General features: G+C 57.0%; 23 protein-coding genes. 15 read left to right on the top strand and 8 right to left on the bottom strand.

Going from position 1 to position 24,471, the window contains the following annotated elements; translation table 11 throughout:
• Positions 1–24 precede the first annotated feature (24 nt).
• Positions 25–1,155, bottom strand: coding sequence for a carotenoid 1,2-hydratase (locus H8K04_17610; protein UVT15595.1), 1,131 nt, complete (start codon positions 1,153–1,155; stop codon positions 25–27).
• Positions 1,156–1,344: 189 nt separating this feature from the next.
• Here H8K04_17610 and H8K04_17615 point away from each other — a divergent pair, with 189 nt between their 5' ends.
• The 4 genes from H8K04_17615 (at position 1,345) to H8K04_17630 (ending at position 4,767) form a co-directional block, all read left to right on the top strand.
• Positions 1,345–2,034, top strand: coding sequence for an LON peptidase substrate-binding domain-containing protein (locus tag H8K04_17615; protein UVT15596.1), 690 nt, complete (start codon positions 1,345–1,347; stop codon positions 2,032–2,034).
• Positions 2,034–3,005 carry an ATP-binding cassette domain-containing protein gene (locus H8K04_17620; GenBank protein ID UVT15597.1) on the top strand — a complete coding sequence of 324 codons (972 nt, stop codon included), beginning with the start codon at positions 2,034–2,036 and terminating at the stop codon, positions 3,003–3,005. The genes H8K04_17615 and H8K04_17620 overlap by 1 nt, the downstream gene beginning before the upstream one ends.
• A 9-nt stretch (positions 3,006–3,014) precedes the next feature.
• Positions 3,015–3,794, top strand: coding sequence for an ABC transporter permease (locus H8K04_17625; protein UVT15598.1), 780 nt, complete (start codon positions 3,015–3,017; stop codon positions 3,792–3,794).
• 112 nt (positions 3,795–3,906) lie between these two features.
• Positions 3,907–4,767, top strand: a complete 861-nt coding sequence (locus tag H8K04_17630) for a hypothetical protein (protein UVT15599.1) — start codon at positions 3,907–3,909, stop codon at positions 4,765–4,767.
• Positions 4,768–4,953: 186 nt separating this feature from the next.
• Here the strand turns inward: H8K04_17630 and H8K04_17635 are convergent, their stop codons facing one another.
• The 3 genes from H8K04_17635 to H8K04_17645 all read right to left on the bottom strand — a co-directional run bounded on the left by H8K04_17635 (position 4,954) and on the right by H8K04_17645 (position 11,465).
• A complete protein-coding gene (locus H8K04_17635; protein UVT15600.1) occupies positions 4,954–5,676 on the bottom strand; it encodes an MBL fold metallo-hydrolase in 723 nt (240 codons plus the stop codon).
• 56 nt (positions 5,677–5,732) lie between these two features.
• Positions 5,733–9,134 (bottom strand): AAA family ATPase, encoded by a 3,402-nt coding sequence (locus tag H8K04_17640; protein UVT15601.1) that lies wholly within the window; start codon positions 9,132–9,134, stop codon positions 5,733–5,735.
• 246 nt (positions 9,135–9,380) lie between these two features.
• Positions 9,381–11,465: a universal stress protein gene (locus H8K04_17645; protein ID UVT15602.1), complete on the bottom strand. Its 2,085-nt coding sequence runs from the start codon at positions 11,463–11,465 to the stop codon at positions 9,381–9,383.
• Between the two features lie 175 nt (positions 11,466–11,640).
• On the opposite strand from H8K04_17645, the gene H8K04_17650 reads away from it, so the two are divergent.
• A complete protein-coding gene (locus tag H8K04_17650; GenBank protein ID UVT15603.1) occupies positions 11,641–12,276 on the top strand; it encodes a HEAT repeat domain-containing protein in 636 nt (211 codons plus the stop codon).
• A gap of 120 nt (positions 12,277–12,396) precedes the next feature.
• Entirely contained in the window at positions 12,397–12,594 is a 198-nt protein-coding gene (locus H8K04_17655; GenBank protein ID UVT15604.1) for a DUF1902 domain-containing protein, read from the top strand.
• Positions 12,595–12,660: 66 nt separating this feature from the next.
• On the opposite strand, the gene H8K04_17660 is transcribed toward H8K04_17655, so the two are convergent.
• Positions 12,661–13,494, bottom strand: coding sequence for a metallophosphoesterase (locus H8K04_17660; protein ID UVT15605.1), 834 nt, complete (start codon positions 13,492–13,494; stop codon positions 12,661–12,663).
• Between the two features lie 122 nt (positions 13,495–13,616).
• On the opposite strand from H8K04_17660, the gene H8K04_17665 reads away from it, so the two are divergent.
• The 3 genes from H8K04_17665 (at position 13,617) to H8K04_17675 (ending at position 16,772) form a co-directional block, all read left to right on the top strand.
• Positions 13,617–14,660 (top strand): tRNA pseudouridine(13) synthase TruD, encoded by a 1,044-nt coding sequence (locus H8K04_17665; protein ID UVT15606.1) that lies wholly within the window; start codon positions 13,617–13,619, stop codon positions 14,658–14,660.
• A gap of 70 nt (positions 14,661–14,730) precedes the next feature.
• A complete protein-coding gene (locus H8K04_17670; GenBank protein ID UVT15607.1) occupies positions 14,731–15,975 on the top strand; it encodes a TIGR00300 family protein in 1,245 nt (414 codons plus the stop codon).
• Positions 15,972–16,772 carry a hypothetical protein gene (locus H8K04_17675; protein UVT15608.1) on the top strand — a complete coding sequence of 267 codons (801 nt, stop codon included), beginning with the start codon at positions 15,972–15,974 and terminating at the stop codon, positions 16,770–16,772. The genes H8K04_17670 and H8K04_17675 overlap by 4 nt, the downstream gene beginning before the upstream one ends.
• A gap of 78 nt (positions 16,773–16,850) precedes the next feature.
• Here the strand turns inward: H8K04_17675 and H8K04_17680 are convergent, their stop codons facing one another.
• Complete coding sequence (locus H8K04_17680) at positions 16,851–17,207, bottom strand: hypothetical protein (GenBank protein UVT15609.1); 357 nt, start codon at positions 17,205–17,207, stop codon at positions 16,851–16,853.
• A gap of 71 nt (positions 17,208–17,278) precedes the next feature.
• On the bottom strand, positions 17,279–18,073 hold the full coding sequence (locus tag H8K04_17685) for an outer membrane beta-barrel protein (GenBank protein ID UVT15610.1): 795 nt from the start codon (positions 18,071–18,073) through the stop codon (positions 17,279–17,281).
• A gap of 241 nt (positions 18,074–18,314) precedes the next feature.
• On the opposite strand from H8K04_17685, the gene H8K04_17690 reads away from it, so the two are divergent.
• Positions 18,315–19,334, top strand: a complete 1,020-nt coding sequence (locus H8K04_17690) for an NAD(P)-dependent glycerol-3-phosphate dehydrogenase (protein UVT15611.1) — start codon at positions 18,315–18,317, stop codon at positions 19,332–19,334.
• A complete protein-coding gene (gene larB, locus H8K04_17695) occupies positions 19,331–20,086 on the top strand; it encodes a nickel pincer cofactor biosynthesis protein LarB (protein ID UVT15612.1) in 756 nt (251 codons plus the stop codon). Before H8K04_17690 ends, larB begins: the two co-directional genes overlap by 4 nt.
• Before the next feature lie 22 nt (positions 20,087–20,108).
• On the opposite strand, the gene H8K04_17700 is transcribed toward larB, so the two are convergent.
• Positions 20,109–20,660, bottom strand: a complete 552-nt coding sequence (locus tag H8K04_17700) for a hypothetical protein (protein ID UVT15613.1) — start codon at positions 20,658–20,660, stop codon at positions 20,109–20,111.
• Between the two features lie 210 nt (positions 20,661–20,870).
• Here H8K04_17700 and larC point away from each other — a divergent pair, with 210 nt between their 5' ends.
• Genes larC through H8K04_17720 form a run of 4 tightly spaced genes read left to right on the top strand, consistent with a single transcriptional unit; the run spans position 20,871 to position 24,468 of the window.
• The gene (gene larC / locus H8K04_17705) at positions 20,871–22,088 is read left to right on the top strand and encodes a nickel pincer cofactor biosynthesis protein LarC (protein UVT15614.1); all 1,218 of its coding nucleotides are present in this window, start codon (positions 20,871–20,873) and stop codon (positions 22,086–22,088) included.
• On the top strand, positions 22,085–23,086 hold the full coding sequence (locus H8K04_17710; GenBank protein ID UVT15615.1) for a sodium:calcium antiporter: 1,002 nt from the start codon (positions 22,085–22,087) through the stop codon (positions 23,084–23,086). The genes larC and H8K04_17710 overlap by 4 nt, the downstream gene beginning before the upstream one ends.
• The gene (gene pdxA, locus H8K04_17715) at positions 23,076–24,158 is read left to right on the top strand and encodes a 4-hydroxythreonine-4-phosphate dehydrogenase PdxA (protein UVT15616.1); all 1,083 of its coding nucleotides are present in this window, start codon (positions 23,076–23,078) and stop codon (positions 24,156–24,158) included. The genes H8K04_17710 and pdxA overlap by 11 nt, the downstream gene beginning before the upstream one ends.
• Positions 24,148–24,468 carry a hypothetical protein gene (locus H8K04_17720; GenBank protein ID UVT15617.1) on the top strand — a complete coding sequence of 107 codons (321 nt, stop codon included), beginning with the start codon at positions 24,148–24,150 and terminating at the stop codon, positions 24,466–24,468. The genes pdxA and H8K04_17720 overlap by 11 nt, the downstream gene beginning before the upstream one ends.
• Positions 24,469–24,471 lie beyond the last annotated feature (3 nt).

Raw genomic sequence — 24,471 nt, forward strand, 5'->3', positions numbered from 1 at the left:
ATTGAGGGCTAACCCGACTCTCCCCTACAACTTCTGGTTGATCCGTTCCGCGTAGCCCGTCATCTCAACGTAACCTTGGCCCTTGAGAGGCCGGCCTCGCTTGGTGCCCGCGACTGAGACCGCCCCTTCCCAATACGTGACTTGCGCGGTCCGCGAAGTCCGCAGTTCCTGATCAGCCAGCAATGGCGCCAGCTCCAGGGTAAGGTCGAGGGATGGAACGGTCAGCCGCCATTTCGCGGGATACGTGGCTTTGCTTTCGGAGCTGGTCCATGTGGCCGTCGACTCGATCTGAAAGTCGGTCACCGGAAGGTGTCGTGCCTGACCGTCCGGTGAGACTGCCGTGCCGCTGGAGGCCGGGTCGGACATGCCGTCTTTCCGACGCATGCGATACAACATGAGCTCGCTGTTGTCGTCCAACTGAAGGCTGAACCAATCCCACCCGACCAGATCGTTCCCAAGATCGGCCGATCCGAATTCATGATCCATCCAGCTCGTGCCGGTCACATCGAATGTTTCGTTGTCGATCGTCAACTGCCCGATTGTCGCGAGTCTGGTGAACGAATAGTAGTGCGAGGCTTGTCCGATGGCATCCCCTTTTCGACTGATGCCGTCCGAACCATGGGTGACGAGCAGCTTGGCCGGTTGCATCGTGAGGGTCAGGGTGTGGGTATCGTCGCGAGCCGTCACGGTATGGGAGCCGGTCGAATCGGTCGAAGCCTCCGCGCGCCAATCATCGATCCAGACTCGGAGTCGTGATTCATCGGCGCCTGCCTTCCCCAACCCTTCACGGCTGAGTTTTTCGGAGAAATGAAACCGCCGTCCGGTGATATCGGTCACAGCAAAATGGGCAAAATACAGCTGGCTCACCGACCATTTCGACGGCAGAGTCTTGATATCCTCCGGCGGAACGGCTCGGCGGAAAAAGGTCAATTCAAAGCCAAAGGACCGGCCGTTCTTCGACTGGAGATGGCCCGTGTAATACCACCACTCGGTGCGATAGCGCGGGTGCGACCCGTGGTCCTGCGGAAAGTCGTATCGATACCCGGCGGTCGCATATTGAAACGGTGTCGGGGATGGGCTCGCGCCGAACGTCATCGAGAGATTGACGCTCAGTACGGCAACAAGGACAATCCCGATTCGCATCCCTGCTTTCATGCTCAGGCTCGTTTCAGCAACACACTTGGAGAGGAGCACCAGTACTGTGTGCCCCAATTGTCTCGGTTATAACACGCGCCCGCTCCACGAACAAATCGCCCGTCTGTGAGCGGCGTTTCACATTTCTCAGCAACTTGCCGGTCGACGTGCAGCGTTGACAATTTTCACACGTCTCAGCTATCGTGAGTCATGCAAATCGATCGTGAACGTGGGACGTCGACGACAGGCCCGTCCAAACATGCGGAACCTTTTCCAATTCCCGACCGGCTTCCAGTGTTTCCATTGCCCAACGTCGTCTTTTTTCCGAAGACATACCTGCCGCTCCACATTTTTGAGCCGCGTTACCGCCGGATGGTCGGCGACGCAACGATGGGTGGCCAATGTATTGCCATGGCGCTGCTGAAGGAGGGATGGGAATCGGACTACTATGGAAATCCAGCGATCTATCCCGCGCTCTGTATCGGACGGATCGTGAGTGTGCAGCCCTTGCCGGACGGCCGTTCCAACATCTTGCTGCAGGGTCTCGAACGTTGCGAGATCGCCGAAGAGCACTTCGAAAAGCCGTACCGTGAAGCGACGATTCGTGTGACACCTCTCCGATCGGACGAGGGGCTGACGAAAGACGTTCGGAGCGGGCTGATCGATGTACTCGGGCGCTACCTCCAAGCGAGAGAAGACAGCACGGCATGGCAAGGGTTTTTTCGTGAGGAAGTCAGCGACGAAGTCTTGGTCAACACCCTCTCGACCTACCTCGACTGCACACCTTTGGAGAAACAATTTTTACTGGAAGCGGACGGACTCCACCAGCGGGCGCGTCGATTGAACGATTTGGTTCAATTCATGCTGCACGAGCGTCGCGGGGCGAAGGGCTGGGAATAATGGATCGCACCGTCGCCATCAGCGTCAGCCGTCTGTGCAAAACGTATGATAGTCACAAGGCTGTTGATGACTTGTCGTTTCAGATCTACGCAGGAGAAATCTTCGGGCTCCTCGGGCCGAACGGCGCAGGCAAAAGCACGACGCTTCGCACCCTCATCACCCTGTTGCATCCGACGTCAGGCACCGCGACCATCATGGGCCACGACACGGTGCGCGAGGCGGATAAGGTACGAACGCTGATCGGGTATGTGCCTCAAGAACGAGCGATCGACCGGTTCCTCACCGGGCGTGAACACCTTCAATTATTGGGAGCCCTCTATCACTTGACGAAGAATGAGGCGGCCAAACGTATCGCCGAGCTGCTCAAATTGGTTGAGCTGGAAGCCCATGCGGACCGACCGGCCAAGACCTACTCCGGTGGCATGAAACGGAAGCTGGATATCGCGTGCGGGCTGCTGCCAGACCCCAAAATCCTGTTCCTCGACGAACCCACACTCGGGCTCGATGTGCAAAGTCGTCTGCGGATTTGGGACTACGTCCGAATGCTCAAAGCTCGCGGGATGACGGTGGTCATGACGACCAACTACCTGGATGAAGCCGATCAGCTCTGCGATCGACTGGCCATTATCGACGGCGGCAGGATCAAGACCCTGGGCGCACCGGCTGAGCTCAAGATTGCTCTTGGTGGGGACATTGTGTCCCTGACCCTGAAAGAAACCAACCTGATCTCATCACTCGAAGCGGACTTGAAAACCCGTCCGGCAGTCAAATCCGTCCGGGCAACAGCAAAGGGCTTGGACATCAGGGTGGAATCACCGGAGAAAGCCTTACCGGCCATTCTTGAATCGGCCAATCGATTGGGTTGCGGCATCGAGTTTATTCAGTACAACCGTCCACGCTTGGACGATGTGTTCATCGCGCATACGGGGCGGGCGATCACCGAATCGATCCCGGACGCCGAGCCAGCCTAAAGGAGACACGTGGCGCATTATTGGCAGGAAATCAGCGCATTGACGATGCGATGGGTCCGACGGTTGAGCCGGGAAAAGTTCAGCATGCTCTTCACGCTGGTGCAGCCCATGCTTTTCTGGCTCATCTTCTTTGGGAACCTCTTCCAACGGGCCGCCGACACCCAGGTCATGCAAGCCCCGAACTATATCAGTTTCCTCGCTGCCGGTGTGGTCGTGATGACCGTCCTGAACAACGGTCTGGCCGGCGGGGTCGATCTGCTGTTCGATAAGGAAAACGGGTTTCTCGAACGCCTGATGTCCACGCCCATCCACCGAACTTCCGTCATTCTGAGCCGCTTCATTTTCGTCATGGGGATCACGTCGATGCAGGTCCTGGTGATTCTTGGCGTCTCCTACCTCTTCGGCGTTCATCCCGCGACGGGCATCCTCGGTGTGGCGACGATTCTATTGATCGGGATGATGTTCGGCATCGGCTTAACCGCGATTTCCATGGCGATGGCCTTTTCCGTGAAAAGCCACGGTGATTTCTTCTCCGTGCTGGGATTTCTGTCGCTGCCGATGATTTTCCTGAGCTCTGCGTTGGTTCCCTTAGCAGCCATGCCGGGTTGGATGAGTTTTCTCGCCCAGTTCAATCCGATGACCTGGGCCATCGACGCGGTACGCCCCTTGATCCTCTCCGGTTGGGGTGAAGCCCTACCGCATGTGGGGATGGTGGTGATCGTCATGCTCGTGTTCGATGCATTGTGTTTGTACGGTGGCGCCAAGGCATTCCGCCGGGCGATGGGGTGATGGCACCGTGAAGCGCTGATCGCTTGACTGACGCCTGAATCCGTCGGATCATTGAGTCATTGCTGTATCGTTCGGACTCGGCACTGTGGCGGACAACTCAGAATTTTTAAGCATGCTGATTCCGGAGAGTCAAATTCGCGCGCTCATTCGTCTGCTATCTGATGAGGACGACAAGATTGTCCGTACCATCAGCGGAAGACTCATCGATATCGGTCCATCGGCCGTCCCACTTCTCCAAGAAGCGGAAATCGAGCAGCCCGAAATGGCCGATCGAATCGCCTCTGTCTTGGAGGAAATCCGAGGAGGAAAGCTGGAGGACGAGCTCGCGCACTTGGTCGCCCTGCCGAACGAAGGCATGAGCCTGGAAACCGGCGCCTTCCTCATCGCCCGCTACGCTTATCCGGCGCTGGATGTCGCTCGCTATCGTGAACAGCTAGATACGATGGCGGACGAAGTTCGAGCACGGATCGGCTATCGAGCTTCCGGGGAGGAAGCCGTCAATGCGCTCAACCGCTATTTGTTTGCCGAGCAAGGGTTCAAAGGTAACACCAAAAACTATTATGAAATCGAGAACAGCTACCTCAATTGTGTCATGGATCGGCGAGTCGGCATCCCGATCAGCCTGTCGGCGGTGTATCTCTTTATTGGACAGCGCTTGGCGCTGCCGCTGTTCGGCATCGGCATGCCAGGTCATTTTTTGGTGAAGTACGAGTCCGATCGGTACAAAATCTTCATCGACTGTTTCAACCACGGCGCCCTGTTGACGGAAAAAAACTGTGCCCGGTTTTTAACCGAGGCCGGTTACGGGTTCGACGACAAGTACCTGCAAAAAAGTCCGGTTCCGGCGATATTGTCCCGCATGGTCAAAAACCTCTTAGCGATCTATTCCAAGGCAGGGGATTCCGTCAAAACCGCCCGCCTGACCAAATTCATCGAGATCCTTGGCGGTGCGCCTCGCGAAGAAGGGTTGTAGCAGGATGCTGAAAAAGTCCGCCAGCGGCGTTCTCGCATCGCTCAGAGGCTCAACGTACCGAAGCGTACGCCTCGCCGCTTCGCTCGCTGCGGTCTTGCTGGACGGCCTTTTTGAGCATCCTGAAGTTATTCTGGCCTGAGCTCAGCCCCGACGGTTCCGACCATATTGATGGCATCAATTGGTGGGCTAGACTCGAATCGTCAACAGATCCTTCCCCTTCCAAATCTTTCCCCGATACTGCTCCGCCGCCTGTGCTTTGACGTCGTATCGATCAGCGATCGGATAGAAGTGCGAGAGCACGAGCTGCCCCACACCGGCCTCCTTCGCCACCTGGCCGCACTGCCCGGCGTGCAGATGGGCGGGGCCGGGACGATTAGCCGGGAACGAGCAATCGAGCACGGCCAGGTCGGCCTCCGCACAGAGCGAGACGAGTGCGTCGCAATATTGAGTGTCTCCTGAATACACGACCGCCTTACCTTGGTACTCGATCCGATAGCCGACGCTCGAGAGGTCCGGAACATGGACCACGGGCTTGGGAATGATACGTGTGTCCCCGATCGAAAAGGGTTTGCCGGCGACTTCCTTCATGACCACGCGGAACGGGGCCGAGGAAAAGCTGGGGAAGCTGCGCATGATCGATCGTAAGAGACGGATCGTGCCTTTCGGCCCGATCAGGGTCAGCCCTGGGCGATGGCCTCCTCCGTATTTGGTGTAGATCACTGCGTCGAAGAAGAATGTGATGAAGTCGGAAAAATGGTCGGCATGAAAATGGGAGAACAAGATGTGCGTGATCCGGTGTCGGTCGACACCGGCTTTGATCATGTTCGTCAAGGTGCGCGGGCCGAAATCAAGGAGAATGTATTGATCGGTGCGCACAAGATACCCCGCGGCAGCACGCGCGGGGTGCATGTTCGTCCCGGAACCAAGAATCGTCAAGCGCATGAGCTGGAAATATCAGCCATGGGTTAAGACGCGACGCTCAGCTGATCAAGGAGTTTTTGCGCTTCAATCAAGTCAGGATTGGCGCCTTGCTCACTAAATCTGGAGCGGACTGAATCCAAGGTGCGTTTAGCCATATCTGGTTTGTTCAGTTTGCGCAAGAGCCTTGCCAAGCTCGTCGCGGCTCTCAGTTCGAGCATTCGTGCCTGTTGATCATGCGCAATCTGCAGGGCTTCGGAGAAGCACTGCTCTGCCGCACCAATTGATGGGTCAGGTTGCGCAAGTAGAAGCTCGCCTTTCAGTCGAAGCAGCTCCGCCTGCCAGCACAGCTCTCCCTGGGTTACAGCAAGCTCCTGTGCTTGCTGAACGGCGACCAAGCCTTCCGCCGTATGTTGATTCCGTAAATGATTCTCGGCGAGTAACGCCAACGTATAGGTGTTGTTGAGACTCGCCTTGGCTCTCTGTGCGGCCGAGAGTCCTTCTACCAACCTTTCAACGCCGTTCTCCTTTCCTTGCTCGGCCAACGCCCAGCCTTGAAAGGACATCGCCCATGCCAACGGGACTTCAAACGAGTGCTTGGTGGACAGCATGATGGCTTCTTCGGTCAGGCTCAGGGTCCTATTCGTGTCACGAAGAATCGAACCGACCCATGAAGCGGTCGCCAACGTAAATGCCAACGTGTATGGATGTTCCAGCTCTCTTGCCATGACGATGGCCTCCGTCACCAGCGCTTCGACCTGGTCTACCTCTCCCAATATCCATAACGTTCTCGCCAGCATGATTCTCGCCGTGATGCCGGGATCTTGGGTATAGGGTAAGACTTGCGAACGGTGTCGATCCGGATCATAGAGCGATCTTGCTTGCCGTAAATGTGCCTTGGCTTCGCCAAACCGGCCAAGGAAGGAGTACGTCGAGCCCACACTCTCGTGCGCTCGAATCAGCAAATCTGGATTCTGCTGCCGGCTTGCCCACGAGAGGAGACTTTCCGCCAGCGTGCACGCCTTGGCGAGGGGCCCTCTGACGAGATGAAAGACCCATAGTCCCCAGATAGAGAGAAAATATTGCTCAGAACCGGGATTCTCCTGTGAGAGACTTCTTGCTCTGAGATAGTTGTGCTCGATTTCATCGGACGCATACCCTCGCAATGTCAGCAAGGGGGCACCGCGCGCGATGAGCAGTTCCAACTCCAGCGCATGACGCTCCGGGCTTTGCGGCAGCGTCTCAAGCAGATGCAAGGTTCGATCAAAATGGCTGAGCGCTTCCGCATCCGCGGATCGCGCCGCATCTCTGCGCGCCGCAAGATGCCAATAATGAACAGCCGAGCTGATGACGCCTGCCTGCTCATAGTGATAGGCGAGCAACTCCGGTTCCGCTTTGACACGCTCTGCGAATCGGTTCTCCAACGCTTGAGCGATACGGGCATGGAGGGCTCGGCGTGATTTTTTCGGCAGCGTACTATAGGCAGCGTCTTGGATGAGCGCGTGTTTAAAGAGGTATTTCGCAGCAGGGATATCCCCTTCTTGAAAAATGAGCCCCGATGCTTTCAGCAAGTGGAGCGCCGTTTTCAACTCTCCCTCGGTGACATCAACGGTCTCCCGTAACAGCTCATAGCTGAACTCCCGCCCGATCAAGGCCCCCAGCTGGACAATTTCCTTGGCGGGACCCAATCGGTCTATTCGTTCCATAAGCAAGGCTTGCAAAGAGTCAGGGATGGACAGGTCTCGTAATGGCGCCTTCAGCGTGAATGCGTCTTTCTCTTCAGTCAGCAATCCTGACTCGAGCAGGTTTTTCGTCAACTCTTCGATGTAAAGAGGGATCCCATCGGTCTTGGCCAGAATCGCTTGTTCCACTTCAAGCGGAAGTGCCTTTCCTCCGGTCATCGATCCAAGAAGCTCTGCGCTATGGCGCCGGGGAAGCCGGCTCAACGTCAGAAACGTCACGTGACTGTACTCCGCCCAAACCGGTTTAAAGTCAGGCCGAAAGGTGATGATCAACAACGCGCGCATCGGCTGGATGCGGTCGATAATCCGTGTCAGCAGGTCCATCGTTGTCGGATCGACCCAATGGGCGTCTTCCACGATAAGGAGTGTCGGGCGACGAGCGGCCAGTCTTTGGAGTTGCTGTACAAGTGCTTCAAGGGTCATTTCCTTCCGCTTTTCGGGTGACACGTGCGGTAGCGGAGACAGGCCATCTGCGCGGATCGAGAGCAGATCCGCCAGCAATGACACCGTGGCCCGGTCGTTGATGCCGCTATCGACGGCCAGTGCCTCGAGTTTCCGTAGTTGCACCGAGGAGGTGTCTTCACCGCACAGTCCGGCAGCCTGTCGGAGATACGTGATGGCCGGATAGAGTGCTGTATTGGTGTGATACGGCGAACATTGAAATTGAATCGTCTGGTATCCCTCTTCGGCAAGCCGGTCACACAAACTACGGACCATGCGCGACTTGCCGATACCGGCCTCACCGCAAAGGATGACCACCTGGCCTTCACCATAGACAGCTTCGTGCCATCGCCCCAGGAGAAGCGCCGTTTCGTGCTCCCTCCCTATGAAACGGCCCAATCGCCCTGATCGATAGGACTCGAACCGGCTGGCCGATGGTTTGACGCTGAGAACTTGCCAGACATGCACCGGCGTTTCGAATCCCTTGAGAGAAAAGGCGCCTCGATCCCCAAACTCGAACTCATCTCCGACCAGGCGCTTCGTCGTCGAGTCAACAATCAGTTGATTGGGTTCGGCCAACGCCTGCAGGCGCGCGGCGAGATTCGGAGTTTCGCCGAAAACAGACCGCTCCTTCGCCGCTTCCTGTCCAATGACTTCGCCGACGATGACATGGCCTGTCGCGATTCCAATTCGTGCGGCAATTTCAAAGCCTTTTTGGACGGTGTTTTCACAAGGAAGAGCCTTGACTAAATCCAGCACGGCCAGGCCGGCGTGTACCGCTCGTTCCGCGTCATGCTCGTAGGCCTGAGGGTATCCGAAATACACCAGCACCCCGTCACCCATGTATTTTGCGATATAGCCGTTGAATCGGCTGATCGCTTGGCTACAGGTATCGAGAAAACGTCGGATGGCCGTTTGGAGGTCTTCAGGATCCAACTGACTCGCGAGCGCTGTCGAACCCACGAGGTCACAAAACATGATCGTCAATTGGCGACGCTCTGCTCGCTCTCCATCGGAATCGAACGGTGTTATTCCCCGGTCGGTTCCAGCCGGTTGGGGCTTCGTGCCGCCACCCTCACCGGTTTGTGACAACTGCGCGATGGCACGCAAAAGCTTCTTCCGATGGCCCAGCAACACACCCAGCGACTCCAAGTCGTCATCGTTCAGTTCGGGCAGAACATCCCAGGTAATGGCGTTTTGCTGAAATGATTCTCGATAGACGCCGAGGCCAAGGCCTTCCAGCCACGCTGATACGCGATCATCCATGTTCAACAAGGTCTATGATGAATGAACGTGCGCGGACCGATGGAGCGCGCGAGAGGGACGGATTCCCTCTTGCGGCCGATAGAGCCGTCGTCGATAATGATTGTATGTCCGGCGATACCACGAAGCCTCTTCACCAGCCTTTGGTTCAGCAAGCGGAATATTGGATCATCTCTCTTGGGATGTCGGTGATCGCATATCTGCTCGAGAGAGTGATTCTACGTTCGATCAAGAACGGCGAAGCAAACCCTAACGACCGCGTATCAGATCAAGGATCAGCCCGACCGTCAGCAGACCGGCCGCGATGCCGAATGTGATCGGGATCCAGCCGGCGACTGTTCCTGACGTGGCTGTGAGCCCACTGGCAAGAATGCCGGCCGCCGCGGTCAGCCCCAATGTCAGACGCCGCCCTGTACGGCGGACCATTTCCTCGAGCGAATTGGCCCGGAAATTGACGACAAGCTTCTGGCCCGGGCGCGCGCCGATCAAATGTTCGATCGCCTCGAACACTCGTTCGGCCCTCACCTTCAGCTTCTGTGACTGATACAAAAGTGCCTTTGGATCGAGCGTGGCTCCCATGCGTGTGATCATGAGCCGCATGAGGAACTTCCCTGCCACGTCATATGGATCGAGTTTTGGGTCAAGATTCGCCGTCGCCAGTTGCACTTGCGCGAGCGCTTTGGCCGCGAGGGTGAGCGAGGCCGGCAGCGGAACGCCGTGGCGGAACCCGATCGCGCTCATTTCCTGGAGAAGCGGCCCGATCTGCATCTCGGCCAGAGCCGCCTTGCGGTATTTCGTCATGACTTCCCCGATCTCACTTTGAAACCGGGGCAGATCCAGATCGCTGCGGTCGAGAGAGCCGGTCATCATCAGCGTGACGTCGCTGAGAAAACCGACATCCTCCTTCCAGAGCGCCATCAGTAATAACAGGAGATGCTCGCGCACGTTGGCATCGACGGAGCCGACCATCCCGAAATCGAGAATGTAAATACGGTTCTTCCACCACATCAGATTGCCTGGGTGCGGATCCGCGTGGAAAAAACCCTCGGCAATGATTTGCTTGTAGTAACTTTCCATGAGCTGACGGGCTGCTTCGATACGCTCCGGACCCTCCGGTGCCTGCGTGACCGGAACACCTTGAATCTCCTCCATCACCAGCAGTCGGGATGTCGATAGTTTGTGATGCACGGAGGGGACGGCGAGATGATCATAGTCCACGAGTACCGTCTGCATGCGGTCGATGTTCTCGATTTCTTGATGGAAGTCGAGCTCACGGTGCAGCGATGTGGAGAGATGCTTGAAGACCGCCTCCATATTCACCACTTGATTGAGGGCAGGGCGTTGGCCGACTTTCTGGGCGAATATTTCGAGCAGGGCAAGATCTTGTTCGATTTCGGCGCGCGCCGTGGGCCGTTGAACTTTGATGACCACACGATCACCGCTTTCAAGCGTGGCCCGATGAACTTGCGCGATCGTCCCGGCCGCGAGCGGCTTGGGGTCAATCGACTCGAACACGTCCTCCCACGGAACACCCAATTCTTGCTCAGCAACCTTGACGACTTCACTTTCGGGCATAGGTGGAACGTGGCTCTGGAGCATCGCGAGTTCTTCGATGTATTCCGCCGGAAGGAGATCCGGACGGGTGGACAGCACTTGGCCGAGCTTTGAAAAGGTCGGACCCAGCTCCTCCAGCGCAGCCCGTAGGCGCTTCGCCTGCTGACGGCGAATGGAAACATCCGCTGTCTCCGGTTGTCCAAACAGCTCCTTCAAGCCATGCTTCGCCATCACCGTTGCGATTCGCACGGCCCGTGCTCCCAGATGCGGTTCAGTGATCTGGGATTCCGGTTGTGGCTTGTGGATGCGCACGGATTCTTGGGCTGACCCAGCCGCCGCTGACTGGGTATTCACGATCACAACGGTGCAGCGGGAATTGTGGCTGATACGGTTCGGGATATTGCCGAGCAAAAACTGCTTTCGGCCGGCCATTCCCGAATTGCCGACGACCAAGACGTCGATTTGTTCCTGCTCAGCGGCGCGCAGGATTGCCGATGCCGGATCACCAACAGTGACAACGACTGAATGTCCGCGCTCTCCGGCGAGCTGTCTCACGAAGGTTTCCAGTTCGTCCTTGGCGGCAGCTGCCCGGGTGTGTTCAGCTGCGCCGAACTCGGTGGTGGCGGGGTGTTGCGGGAGAATGACTTGTACCACGAACAGTTCCGCGCCATATCGTTCAGCGAATTGCGCGGCCCAACGAACGGCCTGATCCGCCGTGTGCGAACGGTCGGTTCCGACCATGACCCGTCGAATGGCGCCGTTCTGAGGATGATCGTCCATAATCGTTTCGCGGCTTACTCACAACAATCGGGGATCGAGTATGACCATTGCCACAATCGCAAGTCAATTATGCATAGTCGACAGCAAGCCGAGGCCCGGCGTGATGGATGCCCGTCATGCAGAGCCAAACCGCTTCATTGACGACTCATCGGTCACGTTCGTATGATCCGCCTCTATGTCGGACCGTAGCGACCATGGGCAGGCGAACCTCACCATGCTTGCCCTGCTGGTCGGTCTCTTCGTGAGCGCAGTATGGATCTGGAAACGCTTATCGCCTGACACACAGGATTACATTGTGGATCAGGCGGTGCCGATGGCTGCGATCGGTTTGGTGCTTGCGGTCCTTTTGTTCATTCTGATAAGGGCGCTCCGTCGCCAGCGCGCGAAAACCCGGGAACGAACCAAGCTTCTGAGGCTGTTCGAGCAAGAAACCGCCCGTGATAAACGGCTCGACCTTGCTTTTACCTTGCTTGAACTCAACGAGTACCAAATCGACGGGCTTGAATCAGCCGTCCCTGCCTTGAAAGAACTGTTGGCCACGACCTTAGAACGGGCGCTGGGGGATAAGCAGCATCGTATCCGAGGGATGGCGGCCAGCCATTTGGGCGCGCTAAGAGATCTGTCGGTGGTCCCGCTCCTGGTCAAAGCACTGGAAGATGATCATGCGTACGTGCGTTCCTGCGCCGCCTTGGGGCTTGGACGACTACGGGCAGCCGAAACACGCGAACGTCTGAAGACGGTCATGGAACATGATTGGGACCAAACCGTCAGAAGTCGGGCCCGGGAAGCACTGGAACGGATGCGGGAATAACGGCTTCGGCATGCTGACGAGCACTATCCGCAATGATTGTGACTCTTCTCGACTTCGCATCGCGCCATCACGTAAGTTGGCCCCAACACAGCACACAGGTCTTATTCAAAGAGTGTCACGATGGAACGAATTGTCAATCTTCACATTGAAAAGCTACCTGAAGGGATGTACCTCGCGACATCGGACGCCGTACAAGGTCTTGTCGTGCAAGGGCGGACGATTCAAGAAACGATCGACATCGCTCGTGATGTCGCCAAAAAACTTCTTAAGGCACAAGAGGAACCTGAAGGAGACTCCCCGCTGCCACCTGCTCACTGAGAGTTAGATCTTACCATCTTGTGGACAGGTTAGGTTTGTAGCTTGAGTATGGAGGTGAGCCTGTTCCTAGACCCACTCAATCACGGCAATTTCAGGCCGACAGTTGAAACGAAACGAGAGGAAGGACCAACCCAGCCCCCGATTGACGTACAGCCGGTGCCGGCCGGATTCGTGCCAGCCGGCCACACGGCCGTTGCACCCAGGAGGAAGCCAAAACGTGGGGATTCCCGGTACTCTCCACTGCCCTCCGTGACTGTGTCCGCAGAGAATCAAGTCGACGGCATGATGCGCTTCGATATGGTCCAGAATGTTCGGTGCATGGGCCAGGAGCAGCGTAAAGCGACGGTCGGCTCGAGGAGGGACAGATCGAAGATCGGCACGATGGAGGGAGGGATCATCAACACCCACGATCGCCAATTCTCCCCCGCCCGTTGAAACGATGGTACTTTGGTTGACCAACAGCGTGATCTTGTGCCGATCAGCCAATTCGGCATATTGTGCCACCGGCACCCCGCTGTAATGGTCATGATTGCCTAACGTCATGTACACGGGTGCGATGGCTCGCAGGCCTTCGAGGAAACGGAAGAGATGGGGCAAGCCTTCGGGTACGTTGAGCAGATCTCCGGTGATGAAAATCCAATCAGGGGCAATCCCTTTCACCGCTTCGACGATCCCATCATGGCGCGGGTGATATCGATCAAGATGCAGATCCGTGAGATGGACGGCACGATGGCCGGCCAGAGAAGGATGTGCATGGGTGAGGGTGGAGATCTCGTGATCGGATAGACCCCATTCCCAATGAGGGACGAGGCTGAAGATTCGATAGAGTGGCTCGCTTAAGCAATAGCCGACGAATGATCGCGCGCGATCCGGCCATGACACCGTTCGTCGCGTGCTCATGACCCAACTCATGATTGGCTTGATCGCTCCCACATGGTCTAGAAAAAGTATACCAGGCCCTCTTTCCGGACGATTTGACGATAGAATTCAGCAGAACGTGACCCTTCAACACGCGTAGTTGTATGATGCAAGTGATCGATCCCTTCCTCACAGGCAACATTCCTGGAATCGGCGGGCATATCCGCGCCACACCCGAAGACTTTCAAGTCGAAGAACGGCCGCTTTATCTCCCATGCGGGGAGGGAGAGCATCTGTACGTCGCGATTACGAAACGTAATCTTTCCACGCCGGATCTCGTTCGCCGGCTCTCGTCTTCTTTGGGGATCAAGGCACAGGCAATCGGTGTCGCGGGGCTCAAGGACGCACGGGCGGTCACCACGCAGATGGTGTCCCTCCAAGGAATCACACCGGACCAAGTCCCCAACGTAAAGATCGATGACACACTTCTAAGCCTACAGATCCTCGGACGCCATCGTAATCGGCTGCGAACCGGCCATCATGGGGGCAACCGGTTTCGCTTGGTCATACGCCAAGTCGCCGACCATGCCGTTGAAGCGGTGCCGGCCGTTCTCCATCAACTGCGTGCGCGTGGTGTGCCCAACTACTTCGGGCCACAGCGGCAAGGGAAAGCCGGCGACAATTACCAGGTCGGGGCCGCGCTGCTCCATGATGCGCGTCGACGCGAGAAGATGAATCGAAGCACGCGTATCTGGTATCTCAATGCCTATCAGTCGTTTCTGTTCAATCGGATGCTGGCACGGCGAATCGATCAGATCGACCGAATGTTTGTCGGCGACTGGGCCATGAAGTTGGAGAACGGCGCCTGTTTCCATGTCGACAATGCCGACAATGAGCAGCCGCGAGCAGACCGTTTTGAGATCAGCCCGACGGGAATTCTCTTCGGGTCGCGCGTGTCCTGGGCAAGTAATGAACCCGGTAAAGTCGAGGAAGCTGTCATCGCGGAGGCAGGCACAACCAAAGACGCCCTCATTGCCGCTGCAAAGGCCTGCGGATTCCGCGGCGAACGCCGCGCGCTGCGCGTCCCCCTTGCCGACCTGGAATGGTCGCTGAGCGGGGATGCCCTCACCATCTCCTTCAGTCTGCCTCCAGGCGCCTATGCCACGAGCTTACTCAGAGAGCTGATGAAAGTATCTCCAGCGGGTTAGTTCCCAATCCTCATTCTCTTTCGCCCACAAACCCGGGTGGTACAATAGCTCACAAGCAGAGAGCGGGGCTATGAACCAGTACCAGGAAAGCGTCTACCTTCAAGGACACATCATCGATTCTCTCGTACTGGCGAAGGTGTTGGATCTCATCCTGATGATGGGGGGTACGTTTGACCTTGAAGATGTACATATTGGAAAGACCCGGGAGGAACCATCTCACGCACTCATTCGCATTCGAACAGCCTCGCAATCGCTCTTAGGCGACATCCTCAAGGCGATCCAACCACACGGCGCGTCGGTCAAGTGTGAGGTAGACTGCCGGACCGCCAGCGCGTCCGCCGACGGAGTGTTACCCGATGAGTTCTACGCCACGACGCATTTACCCACCCAGATCCGTCTCAATGGTCGATGGCTGGACGTGGATTGTATCGAGATGGATCTGGCGATTGTAGTCAACGAAGAAGGCTCAGCGGCCCACGCCCTCCCGATGGGCGACGTTCGACGGGGAGATCGAATCGTCGTGGGCCGTGAAGGCGTCCGTGTCATTCCCCTGCAACGTCCGCCTGAACGGGATGTCTTCGGCTTCATGGAATCGCAGGTGTCGGCCGAACGCCCGCACGGCCATATTATTGCCGACATTGCTGCGCGGATGCGCCAACTGCGTGAACGGCACAAACGGGGGCAGGCGGATTCGAAGGTCCTGCTCGCGGGTGGGCCTGCGATCATTCACGCAGGAGGACGAGACGCGTTGGCGTGGCTCATCGAGGAAGGATTCGTACACATCCTGTTCTGCGGGAATGCGCTCGCGGCTCACGACATGGAAGCGGACTTGTACGGCACCTCATTAGGGTTTGGGCTGACCGCGGGTCGCGCGGTCCCGCATGGCCATGAGCATCATTTGCGGACGATCAACCGCATTCGGGCAATCGGCAGTATTGAATCGGCGGTCACCTCCGGCGTCATCAAGCAGGGGATTATGGCATCCTGCGTCCGACAAGGCATTCCGGTCGTGATGGCGGGAACGATCCGCGACGACGGCCCGCTTCCCGGTGTGATCACGGATTCCGTCCGCGCACAAAGCGCCATGCGTGCCGCAGTTCCCGGTGTCGGGCTGGCATTGCTGGTCGCATCCACGCTGCATGCCGTGGCAACCGGGAATCTCTTGCCGGCAACGGTTCCGACCGTCTGTGTGGACGTGAATCCCTCCGTACCGACCAAGCTCGCCGATCGCGGAAGTTTTCAGGCTGTGGGGCTCGTGATGGACGCGGCATCGTTTCTGTCCGAGTTGGCCAGACTCCTAGGACGGCCGGCATGAACCACCTGCTCGTATGCCCTCCTGATTTTTTCGGGGTGGAGTATGAGATCAACCCCTGGATGCGGCTCAGCAATCGGGTGGATCACGAACAGGCGATGCGACAGTGGCATGCGCTCATGCAGGTCTTCGAGAAGGATGTGGGTGTCGCGCTTGAGCGCATGACGCCGATCGCCGGGCTGCCGGACTTGGTGTTTACCGCCAATGCCGGTGTCGTCGTGGGACACAGGGCAGTGGTGAGCCGATTCCGTTACCCTCAGCGGCAACGGGAAGAGGCGTATTTCGAGCATTGGTTTCGCGGACACGCGTACGACATCACCACGCTCGAGGAGGGACTCTTCTTTGAAGGCGCGGGGGACCTCCTGGGCTTTCCGGAGTGTTGGTACGGGGGATATCGTCAGCGATCGGACATTCGTGCGTTCACGGTCTTGAGCGAACACTTCCAACGGGAGATTATCCCCCTTGAACTCGTCGATCCTCGCTTCTATCACCTCGATACCTGTTTCTGTCCGTTAAGCGGAGGCGAGCTCCTGTACTTCGAAGCCGCATTCGACGTCTATGGCCGGACGGCTATTGCTGAACGCGTTCCCGACCGTTTCCGTCTGACTGTTCCGGAAGTTGAAGCCTTGAAGTTCGCGTGCAATGCCGTCTGTGTCGGAAAGCATGTCGTGCTTCCCACTGGATGTCCCACGACTCAGCACTGGCTCGTCGCGCGAGGATACGAGACTCATCCCGTTCAGCTTGATGAATTCATGAAGTCGGGCGGCTCGGCTAAGTGCCTCACGTTGGCGCTGAACTAGTAGCAATCACTCAATAGGGGCCATCTGCGGAAAGCGGTGCTTCCCATCATGCTGTCTGCCTGACAATGACGGTTAGGCTTATTTCTTCCGGAACAGGAATGCTCCGTACAGGCCTGCAATCGCAATCGTAACCAGCTCGATAGTCAGGAGCATGCGGCTCACGACGGCTTCCGGCGCGGGTGGAGAAAGGATGAAATACATGCCGAGAAACTCAGGCGTCTGAGTCGGTGGCGTCTCCCATGGAGGGAACAGCACGGCGACAATCAGAAACACGACCATTCCGTAGAGCACCGGGAGATTGAGTTGTTCCGGCACAGAATTATCGGAGCGAGAAGGCGCTGGAGTATCCGTACTTCCGTCGAGCCGCTGCCCGCATTGGATACAGAATCGGTTGATCTCCGGCTGCGACCGGCTGCAGGCAGGGCAGACTTGCATCTTTGGGCATTCCCTGTGTCTCGTCTACATACATGGAAATGTCCTAAAGATGCTAGAGGGGAGCTGCCACGCTAGAAATGGTAATTGATTCCAAACGAAAAGATAATCGGATTATAAATGGCTCGAAATCCAAAAGCTCCGGCGTCATTCGCATCAAAATTGAGGGCCGCATAGTTGTACCGGACTTCTCCGAATCCTGAGATATGGCGTGTAAAGAAATACTCTCCTCCAAACTTGACGTTCAAACCCACTCTGGTTGAGCTCTGCGTCCCTTCAAATCCAGAAACTGTGGTTTTTACACGAGCTAAAAATATTCCAGGGCCGATTCCTAGGTAGGGTTGGAGCCTTGTCTTGTGATACCGCAACATAAGATTGAAGGGGGCGACAGTAATAACTCGAAAATGATCACCCGGCAGACTGCCTATGATATCGCCCCCAGGCACAGGACCAACCCCGTTTAAGATCGATCCCTGAAGAATGCTAACTCTTGTCGACTGTTCCTCAATGTGAGGTGTCCTATAGTATGCCTCCGCCTCGAGACCAAACCACGGCACTTGCGGAAAGTAGTAGCCGATTTTCCCGCCCAGCATTGGAGAACTGGCTAAGTCACGGCCTGACATAGATCCTGGAGGAGAGAGTGTGGATCCGGGAGGACCACCGAGATCAGTAAGATCAACTCTAGCCAGTTTGTTGTTGTCGCCGAATAGTGTGGTTCCGATTTGGCCTCCAATGTATATTTCCGAATAGGCAGTCGGCACAATCAGAATCAGCGCAAAGGATACTTGCAGAAACGTCTTTGTAAAGATCCCCGAGTGAGCCCATACAGGAGCGTGTGGTTCCATTGGCAATCCTCCGGGATCGCTCATATTCCTTATCCTCACCTATCCTATTGCTTGAAGCAGGGATCACGAAATCATTTCTGAAATCTTGACGAAAGAAGAGCACGCCATACGTGCGTCCACAGGACACGCACTCGGCCGAGAGTGAGCCGGCATCGACAAGTTCAGACGGATGGCTCCTCAATTCGTTGACAGATACTCGATAGCTTCCTATATAATCCGCCGGTGCCAATACACGCGCGATTCTTACCATTACGCTGATCTTCTGATGCCAGCCATCAACGCGATCGCGATTATCGGAGCCGGTGCCTGGGGTACTGCTTTGGCCAAACACCTTGCCGAGAAAGGGTTCGCCGTTCGTCTTTGGGCTTATGAACACGATGTCGTCAGCGCGATCAACGCCTCTCACGAAAACCCCGTTTTCCTTAAAGGGGTCACGCTCCCTCGAAGTTTGACGGCAACTCACTCTCTCGTTGAAGCCGTAACGGGTTGCGAAGGGATTGTTTTTGCCGTTCCTTCACATGCCACTCGATCCGTATTGCACAAGATGGCCCCCGCTCTCCCCGGCTCCATACCGTTGGTGTGCGCAACCAAGGGCATCGAGGAACACACCACCAAACTGATGACTGAGGTCATGGAAGATGAGTTGCCGCCCTCTATGCACCGTTCATTCATGGTGCTCTCCGGCCCCAGCTTCGCATCGGAATTCAGTGCGGGCCGACCTACGGCCGTGTGTTTGGCCGGCACCGATGGGGAATTGGTCAGGCGGTTTCAGGGCGCGTTGATGACACCCGCGTTTCGTGTGTACGCCGATACCGATATGATCGGTGTTCAACTCGGCGGCGCACTGAAGAACGTGATGGCGCTGGCCGCCGGCGTGATTGATGGGTTGGAGCTCGGCCTCAATGCCCGGGCAGCCCTCATTACACGCGGTCTGGCTGAGACCATTAGGCTTGGCATCGCGATGGGAGCTGATCCACGGACCTTCTATGGGCTCTCCGGTGTCGGCGATCTGGTATTGACATGTACGGGGGCGCTGAGCCGCAACCATTCAGTCGGTGTCCGGCTTGGTCGAGGGGAAACACTTGAGACGATTTTGGCCGGGATGCAGGCGGTCGCAGAAGGCGTACGGACGGCTCGTGCGGCATTCGCATTGGCCCGCCGCTATCAGGTCGATATGCCGATCACACAAGAGATCAACGCCGTCCTGTACGACGATAAGTCGTGTCGGAAGGCCGTGAGTGATCTCATGGAACGGGATGCCAAACCAGAGAAGGAATGGGCATGAATCCGGAAGGACTCGAACGGCTGCTGCGGGAGGTCCATCGGGGAGAGGTCACGGTGGAACAGGCACTCCAACGCCTGCGGTCCCTGCCTTTTGAGGACCTCGGCTTTGCCTCGCTCGATCACCACCGGTCGCTCCGTCAAGGATTTCCCGAAGTCGTCTTGTGCGAGGGGAAGACTACCGCACAAGTGATCGCGATCGCTCGGGCTCTTATCAAAAAAGAGGGACCGTTTCTCGCCACTCGCGCCGACCCAACAGTCGCGCGCGCCATTCGCCGCATGGCCCCCCGGGCACGCTACCATCCGGACGCGCGCATCGTGGCGATTCATCCCTCAAAACCAAAACATCTGGGGCATATACTTGTGGTCACCGCGGGGACTGCCGATGTGCCCGTGGCCGAAGAAGCCCGTGTCACAGCAGAAGTCATGGGGAGCCATGTGGAACAACTGTACGATGTCGGCGTCGCAGGGATCCATCGGCTGCTTGGGAAAAAAGACCGGCTGTTTGATGCGCAGGTGGTGGTCGTCGTCGCCGGTATGGACGGCGTCTTACCGAGTGTCGTCGGTGGCTTGGTGCAGTGTCCGGTCATCGCCGTCCCGACCAGCCGCGGCTATGGGGCGAGTTTCGGAGGACTGGCTGCTCTTTTGACGATGCTCAATTCTTGCGCAGCGGGGGTGGGGGTGATGAATATCGACAATGGATTCGGCGCGGCATGTCTCGCGCATCGAATCAATATGTTGGGTGCGAGGCGTTAGCCACGAGACAGGCTATCGAGCGTCACTTCACTTCCAGCGTTCCACGTTTCGGCCACGCGACCATCACTGTGCGCAATCCTTTTTCTCCATTGGCCAACAGCTTAGTGCGCACTTCATAGGAATAGGTCCCCACGCCGGAAAGTTGCTTGCGGTGGTTCTGCCCATCCCAGGCCAGTTCGACGGAAACCTTCGATCGTTCCGTTTCTCCGTCCGTGGTTGATGAGATTGGGACGGCCTGTCGATGCGTGAGAAACCGAAGTGATGTTTTCGAAGGAGAACTGATGAGAGAGGTCACTTCAAGAATCATGTCCCTGTCCACCTCTTTAGGAAGCTGGACCGTCACGGAAAACTGAAGAGGTCCGTTGCCCAAGGTATAGGGAGTCGGGGCGATATTGAGGTTGACGATTTTGAGCTCCGGTTCAGGGCGAGGAATGCGAGTCGGCTTAACCTTTGAGTGACTGTCCGCAGGGAGAAACACTGCAAGGCTGCCACACAGGGTCAGCAGCGCCAGTACAAACCTCGTACGACGTACGTGGGTTGAAGTCGTCAACGAGAACGGGAACCGTGTTTTCATGAGTGACGCGGGAACACTCGCCAAAATGTACGGTCAGCACAGCGTAACCGTATTGTTAGGGGGATAACATAGCATTCCTGGGGTGTCAATGAAGCTTCAACAATGTTCCGTGAGACGGTTCTGATTGATCACGATAACAATGATTGCCGTTTCGCCGACACCTTGGGTAATATGACCGGTCTTTTTTCGCGTCACCCAGTGAGGAGCCTTGTGGGCCGACATCTCCATTTCGATTGTTTCTCCGGAGTGAGCGGAGACATGGTCTTGGGGGCGCTCGTGAGCGCCGGTTTGCCGTGGGCTGAATTGGTCAACGGCCTCAAACGACTGAAGCTCAGCGGCTATCGGTTACGTAAACGTGATGTGCATCGCGGCACACTGCCCGCGATAAAGGTCGATGTGATCATTCAGAAGGGGTTTCAACGGCCGTTGACCCTCTCGCGCATTCGGCAAATTCTTGCTTCCAGCACGTTGCCCGATCTCGTCAAGGAGCGAAGCCGGTCGATTTTCGACCGACTGGCGGAGGCGGAAAGCCACGCCCATGGAGTCGAAGTCAAAGATGTTCACTTTCATGAGGTCGGCGTCGTGGATTCTTTTATCGATGTCGTCGGAGGGGTCTTGGGCTGCCATCTCTTGAACGCGACCCGAATTACCTCCTCGGCCATCAACGTGGGGGCCGGTTCGATTCGGACTTCCCACGGGCTCCTGCCCGTTCCAGGACCGGCTGTGGCGGCGCTGACGAACGGTGTGCCGATCTATTCCGACGGTCCACGCGTCGAGCTTGCGACTCCCACCGGTGTCGCCTTACTTCGGACGTTGGCATCGGAATTCGGCGCCCTGCCGATGATGAACAGTGTGGCGGTGGGATACGGAGCCGGCGACCGAGATCCAGAAGGGTGGCCGAATGCCTTGCGCGTGTTTTTGCAGGAGGAGTCGGTTCCGGATAGGCGCCGAATTCAACGGGTGATGCAGATTGAAACGAATCTTGACGACCTCAATCCACAGCTCTATGAGCACATCATGGAGCGACTGTTCGACGTGGGAGCCGTGGATGTCGCACTGGTTCCCGTCGTGATGAAAAAGAGTCGCCCAGGTGTCGTCCTGAGCTGCCTTGCCACGCAAGACCAGACCGAGGCCGTGCTTGAAGTCCTGTTCCAGGAAACCTCCACTCTCGGAATACGGCTTCAAGAGGTAACCCGGCAGATCCTTCCCCGCCGGTTCGTCTCTGTCACGATGCAGGGTGGCGTGGTGCGTATGAAGGTCGCCGAAGTCGGTGCTGGATGGGGAAAAGCAGCACCGGAGTATATGGACTGTAAGAATATCGCAAAACGAACCGGTCGCCCGCTCAAGACCGTCATGGAGGAAGCGATGCTGGCCTATCGACAAGGACTCACCAAGCGCAGAACGGCACACGTGCGAGGCCGGGCGTGACCGTTCTTTTCTACGTTCTCCTCTTTGTCGTCTCTGTCGTAGTCACACTTGGCGGTTGCGCGCTCTTTACCAATGCCATCGAATGGCTGGGCAAACGGATGGGGATCTCCGAAGGCGCGGTGGGCAGTGTCTTTGCCGCAATCGGCACGACCTTGCCTGAAACGTCAATCCCGATCATCGCCATTTTCTTCGGTGAAAGCCACGAGGAGCTCGAGGTTGGATTGGGAGCCATCTTGGGAGCGCCGTTCATGCTCAGCACACTGGTGCTCCCCATTTTGGCCCTTCTCGTCGTGCTCTATGCACGGGCAGGCAAACGGACCGCGCGATTTCATCTCAACTATCGTGAAGTCCTCACGGATCTGACGTTTTTTATGATCGGATACATGATCGCCTTGGGCTGCGCCTTCGTGCCTTCGAGGCTGATTCATCTCATCGCGGCCTGCGGGTTGATCGCACTGTATATCTACTACATGAAACTTAAATTCACCCCGTCGGGCGAAGAGGAAAGCGGTGAGTTGGATCCGCTGATTTTCGACAAGCACGCAGCCGTCCCTTCGCATGCAATGATCGGCTTTCAAGCTCTCTTGGGTTTGGGTGGGTTGATATTGGGGGCCCACCTGTTCGTCACGGCTGCCGAATCGATGGCCGGCCTGTTCGCGATGTCGCCGCTGATTTTGGCCCTGCTGATTGCGCCACTCGCCACCGAGCTGCCGGAGATGTCCAACAGTTTTCTCTGGCTCTATCGCAAGAAAGACCGCCTCGCCGTGGCCAATGTCACAGGGGCCATGGTCTTTCAAGGGACTCTCCCGGTCTCTCTGGGATTGATCGGAACCGAATGGATGATCGCGCCGTCTGCATTGACCACCATGGTCTTAGCTGTGCAGGCCGTGGGACTCTGCCTGTTGCAGATTCTCATAGGCGGTCAATGGCGGCCGTGGTTGCTGGCAGCCGGAGCCGTTTTTTACATTGGGTATACGCTGCATCTCTATGTCAACTGAATCGATCTCCTCTCGCGCACGCTCCCATTCGCCACAGCTCCCGGTGCTGGGAATCACGATGGGAGACCCAGCCGGTATCGGTCCGGAAGTGATTGCGAAGGCCCTTTCAGGGAGTCACCTGCGCAACGTTTGCCGGCCGATCGTGATCGGATCACTTCCCATAATGGAGCAGACTATTACGGATCTTGGACTTAAACTGAGAGTCGTCCCTGTTGATGGCCGTGACACGCCTCCGCCGCGCAGAGGAATGGTCGTCGTGCTGGACCCATTGGCAACACCTCTCCGAAAGTTCAAACCTGGCATCGCCGCCGCAGAGACCGGCGCAGCATCCGTCGCCTTCATCAAGAAGGCTGTTGAATTGGCCCAGCTCGGTGGTATCGATGGAATGGTGACGGCCCCTATCAACAAGGAAGCCATCAATATGGCCGGCTGCCGGTATCCGGGTCATACTGAATTGTTGGCTGATCTGACCCGCGCGAACGAGTCCGGCATGATGATCGTGGGTGGTCCGTTACGCATCATGTTCGTCACGACGCACGTCGCCATCAGAGATCTTTCCTCGCTGCTCACCCAGGCGAACATCGAAAAGGCGATCCGCTTGGCCCAACTCGCCCTGTCCACACTGTTCGGAATTAAACGGCCCAAGATAGGCGTGGCCGCCCTGAATCCGCATGCAGGAGAGCATGGATTATTCGGCGATGAGGAAGCCCGCGTGATTCTCCCGGCTGCCCGTGCAGCACAGCGAGAGGGCATTCTCGCCAGTGATCCGTTGCCGGCCGATACGCTGTTCGGAAAAGCTGCGAAGGGGCTGTATGACGGTATCGTCGCCCTGTACCATGATCAAGGTTTGATTCCGCTGAAGTTGGTCGCCTTCGGAACATGCGTGAATCTCACTGTGGGCTTACCCATCATCCGCACCTCGGTTGACCATGGAACGGCATTCGACATCGTTGGGAAAGGCGTTGCTGATCCGGGAAGCTTGTTTGAAGCTATCAAACTAGCCGCCAAGATTGCCCGCACGAAGGATGGACGAAGTGACGGCAAGAAGAGAGGAAGCAGACATGGCACCTGATGTCTCGAAAAGCCGTGCCGTAGTCCGGCAGCAAATACAAGAACTGGATGCACTTGCGAAGCAGACCCTTCAAGATCTCAACACGGTCGCCGGGGCTGAACGAGTGGTAAAATGGAAAGCACGCACGGTCGCACTCATAACCGACACGGTGAGCCCGCAAGAAGGGCAGAAGTTTTCGAGTGTCCTGCCAGGACCATCATTCACCAACGACCTGGTCGAAGAATTTTCGGATCTTATCGAATGCTACCGTGCCCCGCTGGTGGCATTGGCCGAACGATTGGATCAATCCCCTCCCCCTCACGTGAGGTGATGG

The organism is Nitrospira sp. (genome assembly GCA_024760525.1).
In the GTDB taxonomy this organism is placed as follows: Bacteria; Nitrospirota; Nitrospiria; order Nitrospirales; family Nitrospiraceae; genus Nitrospira_D.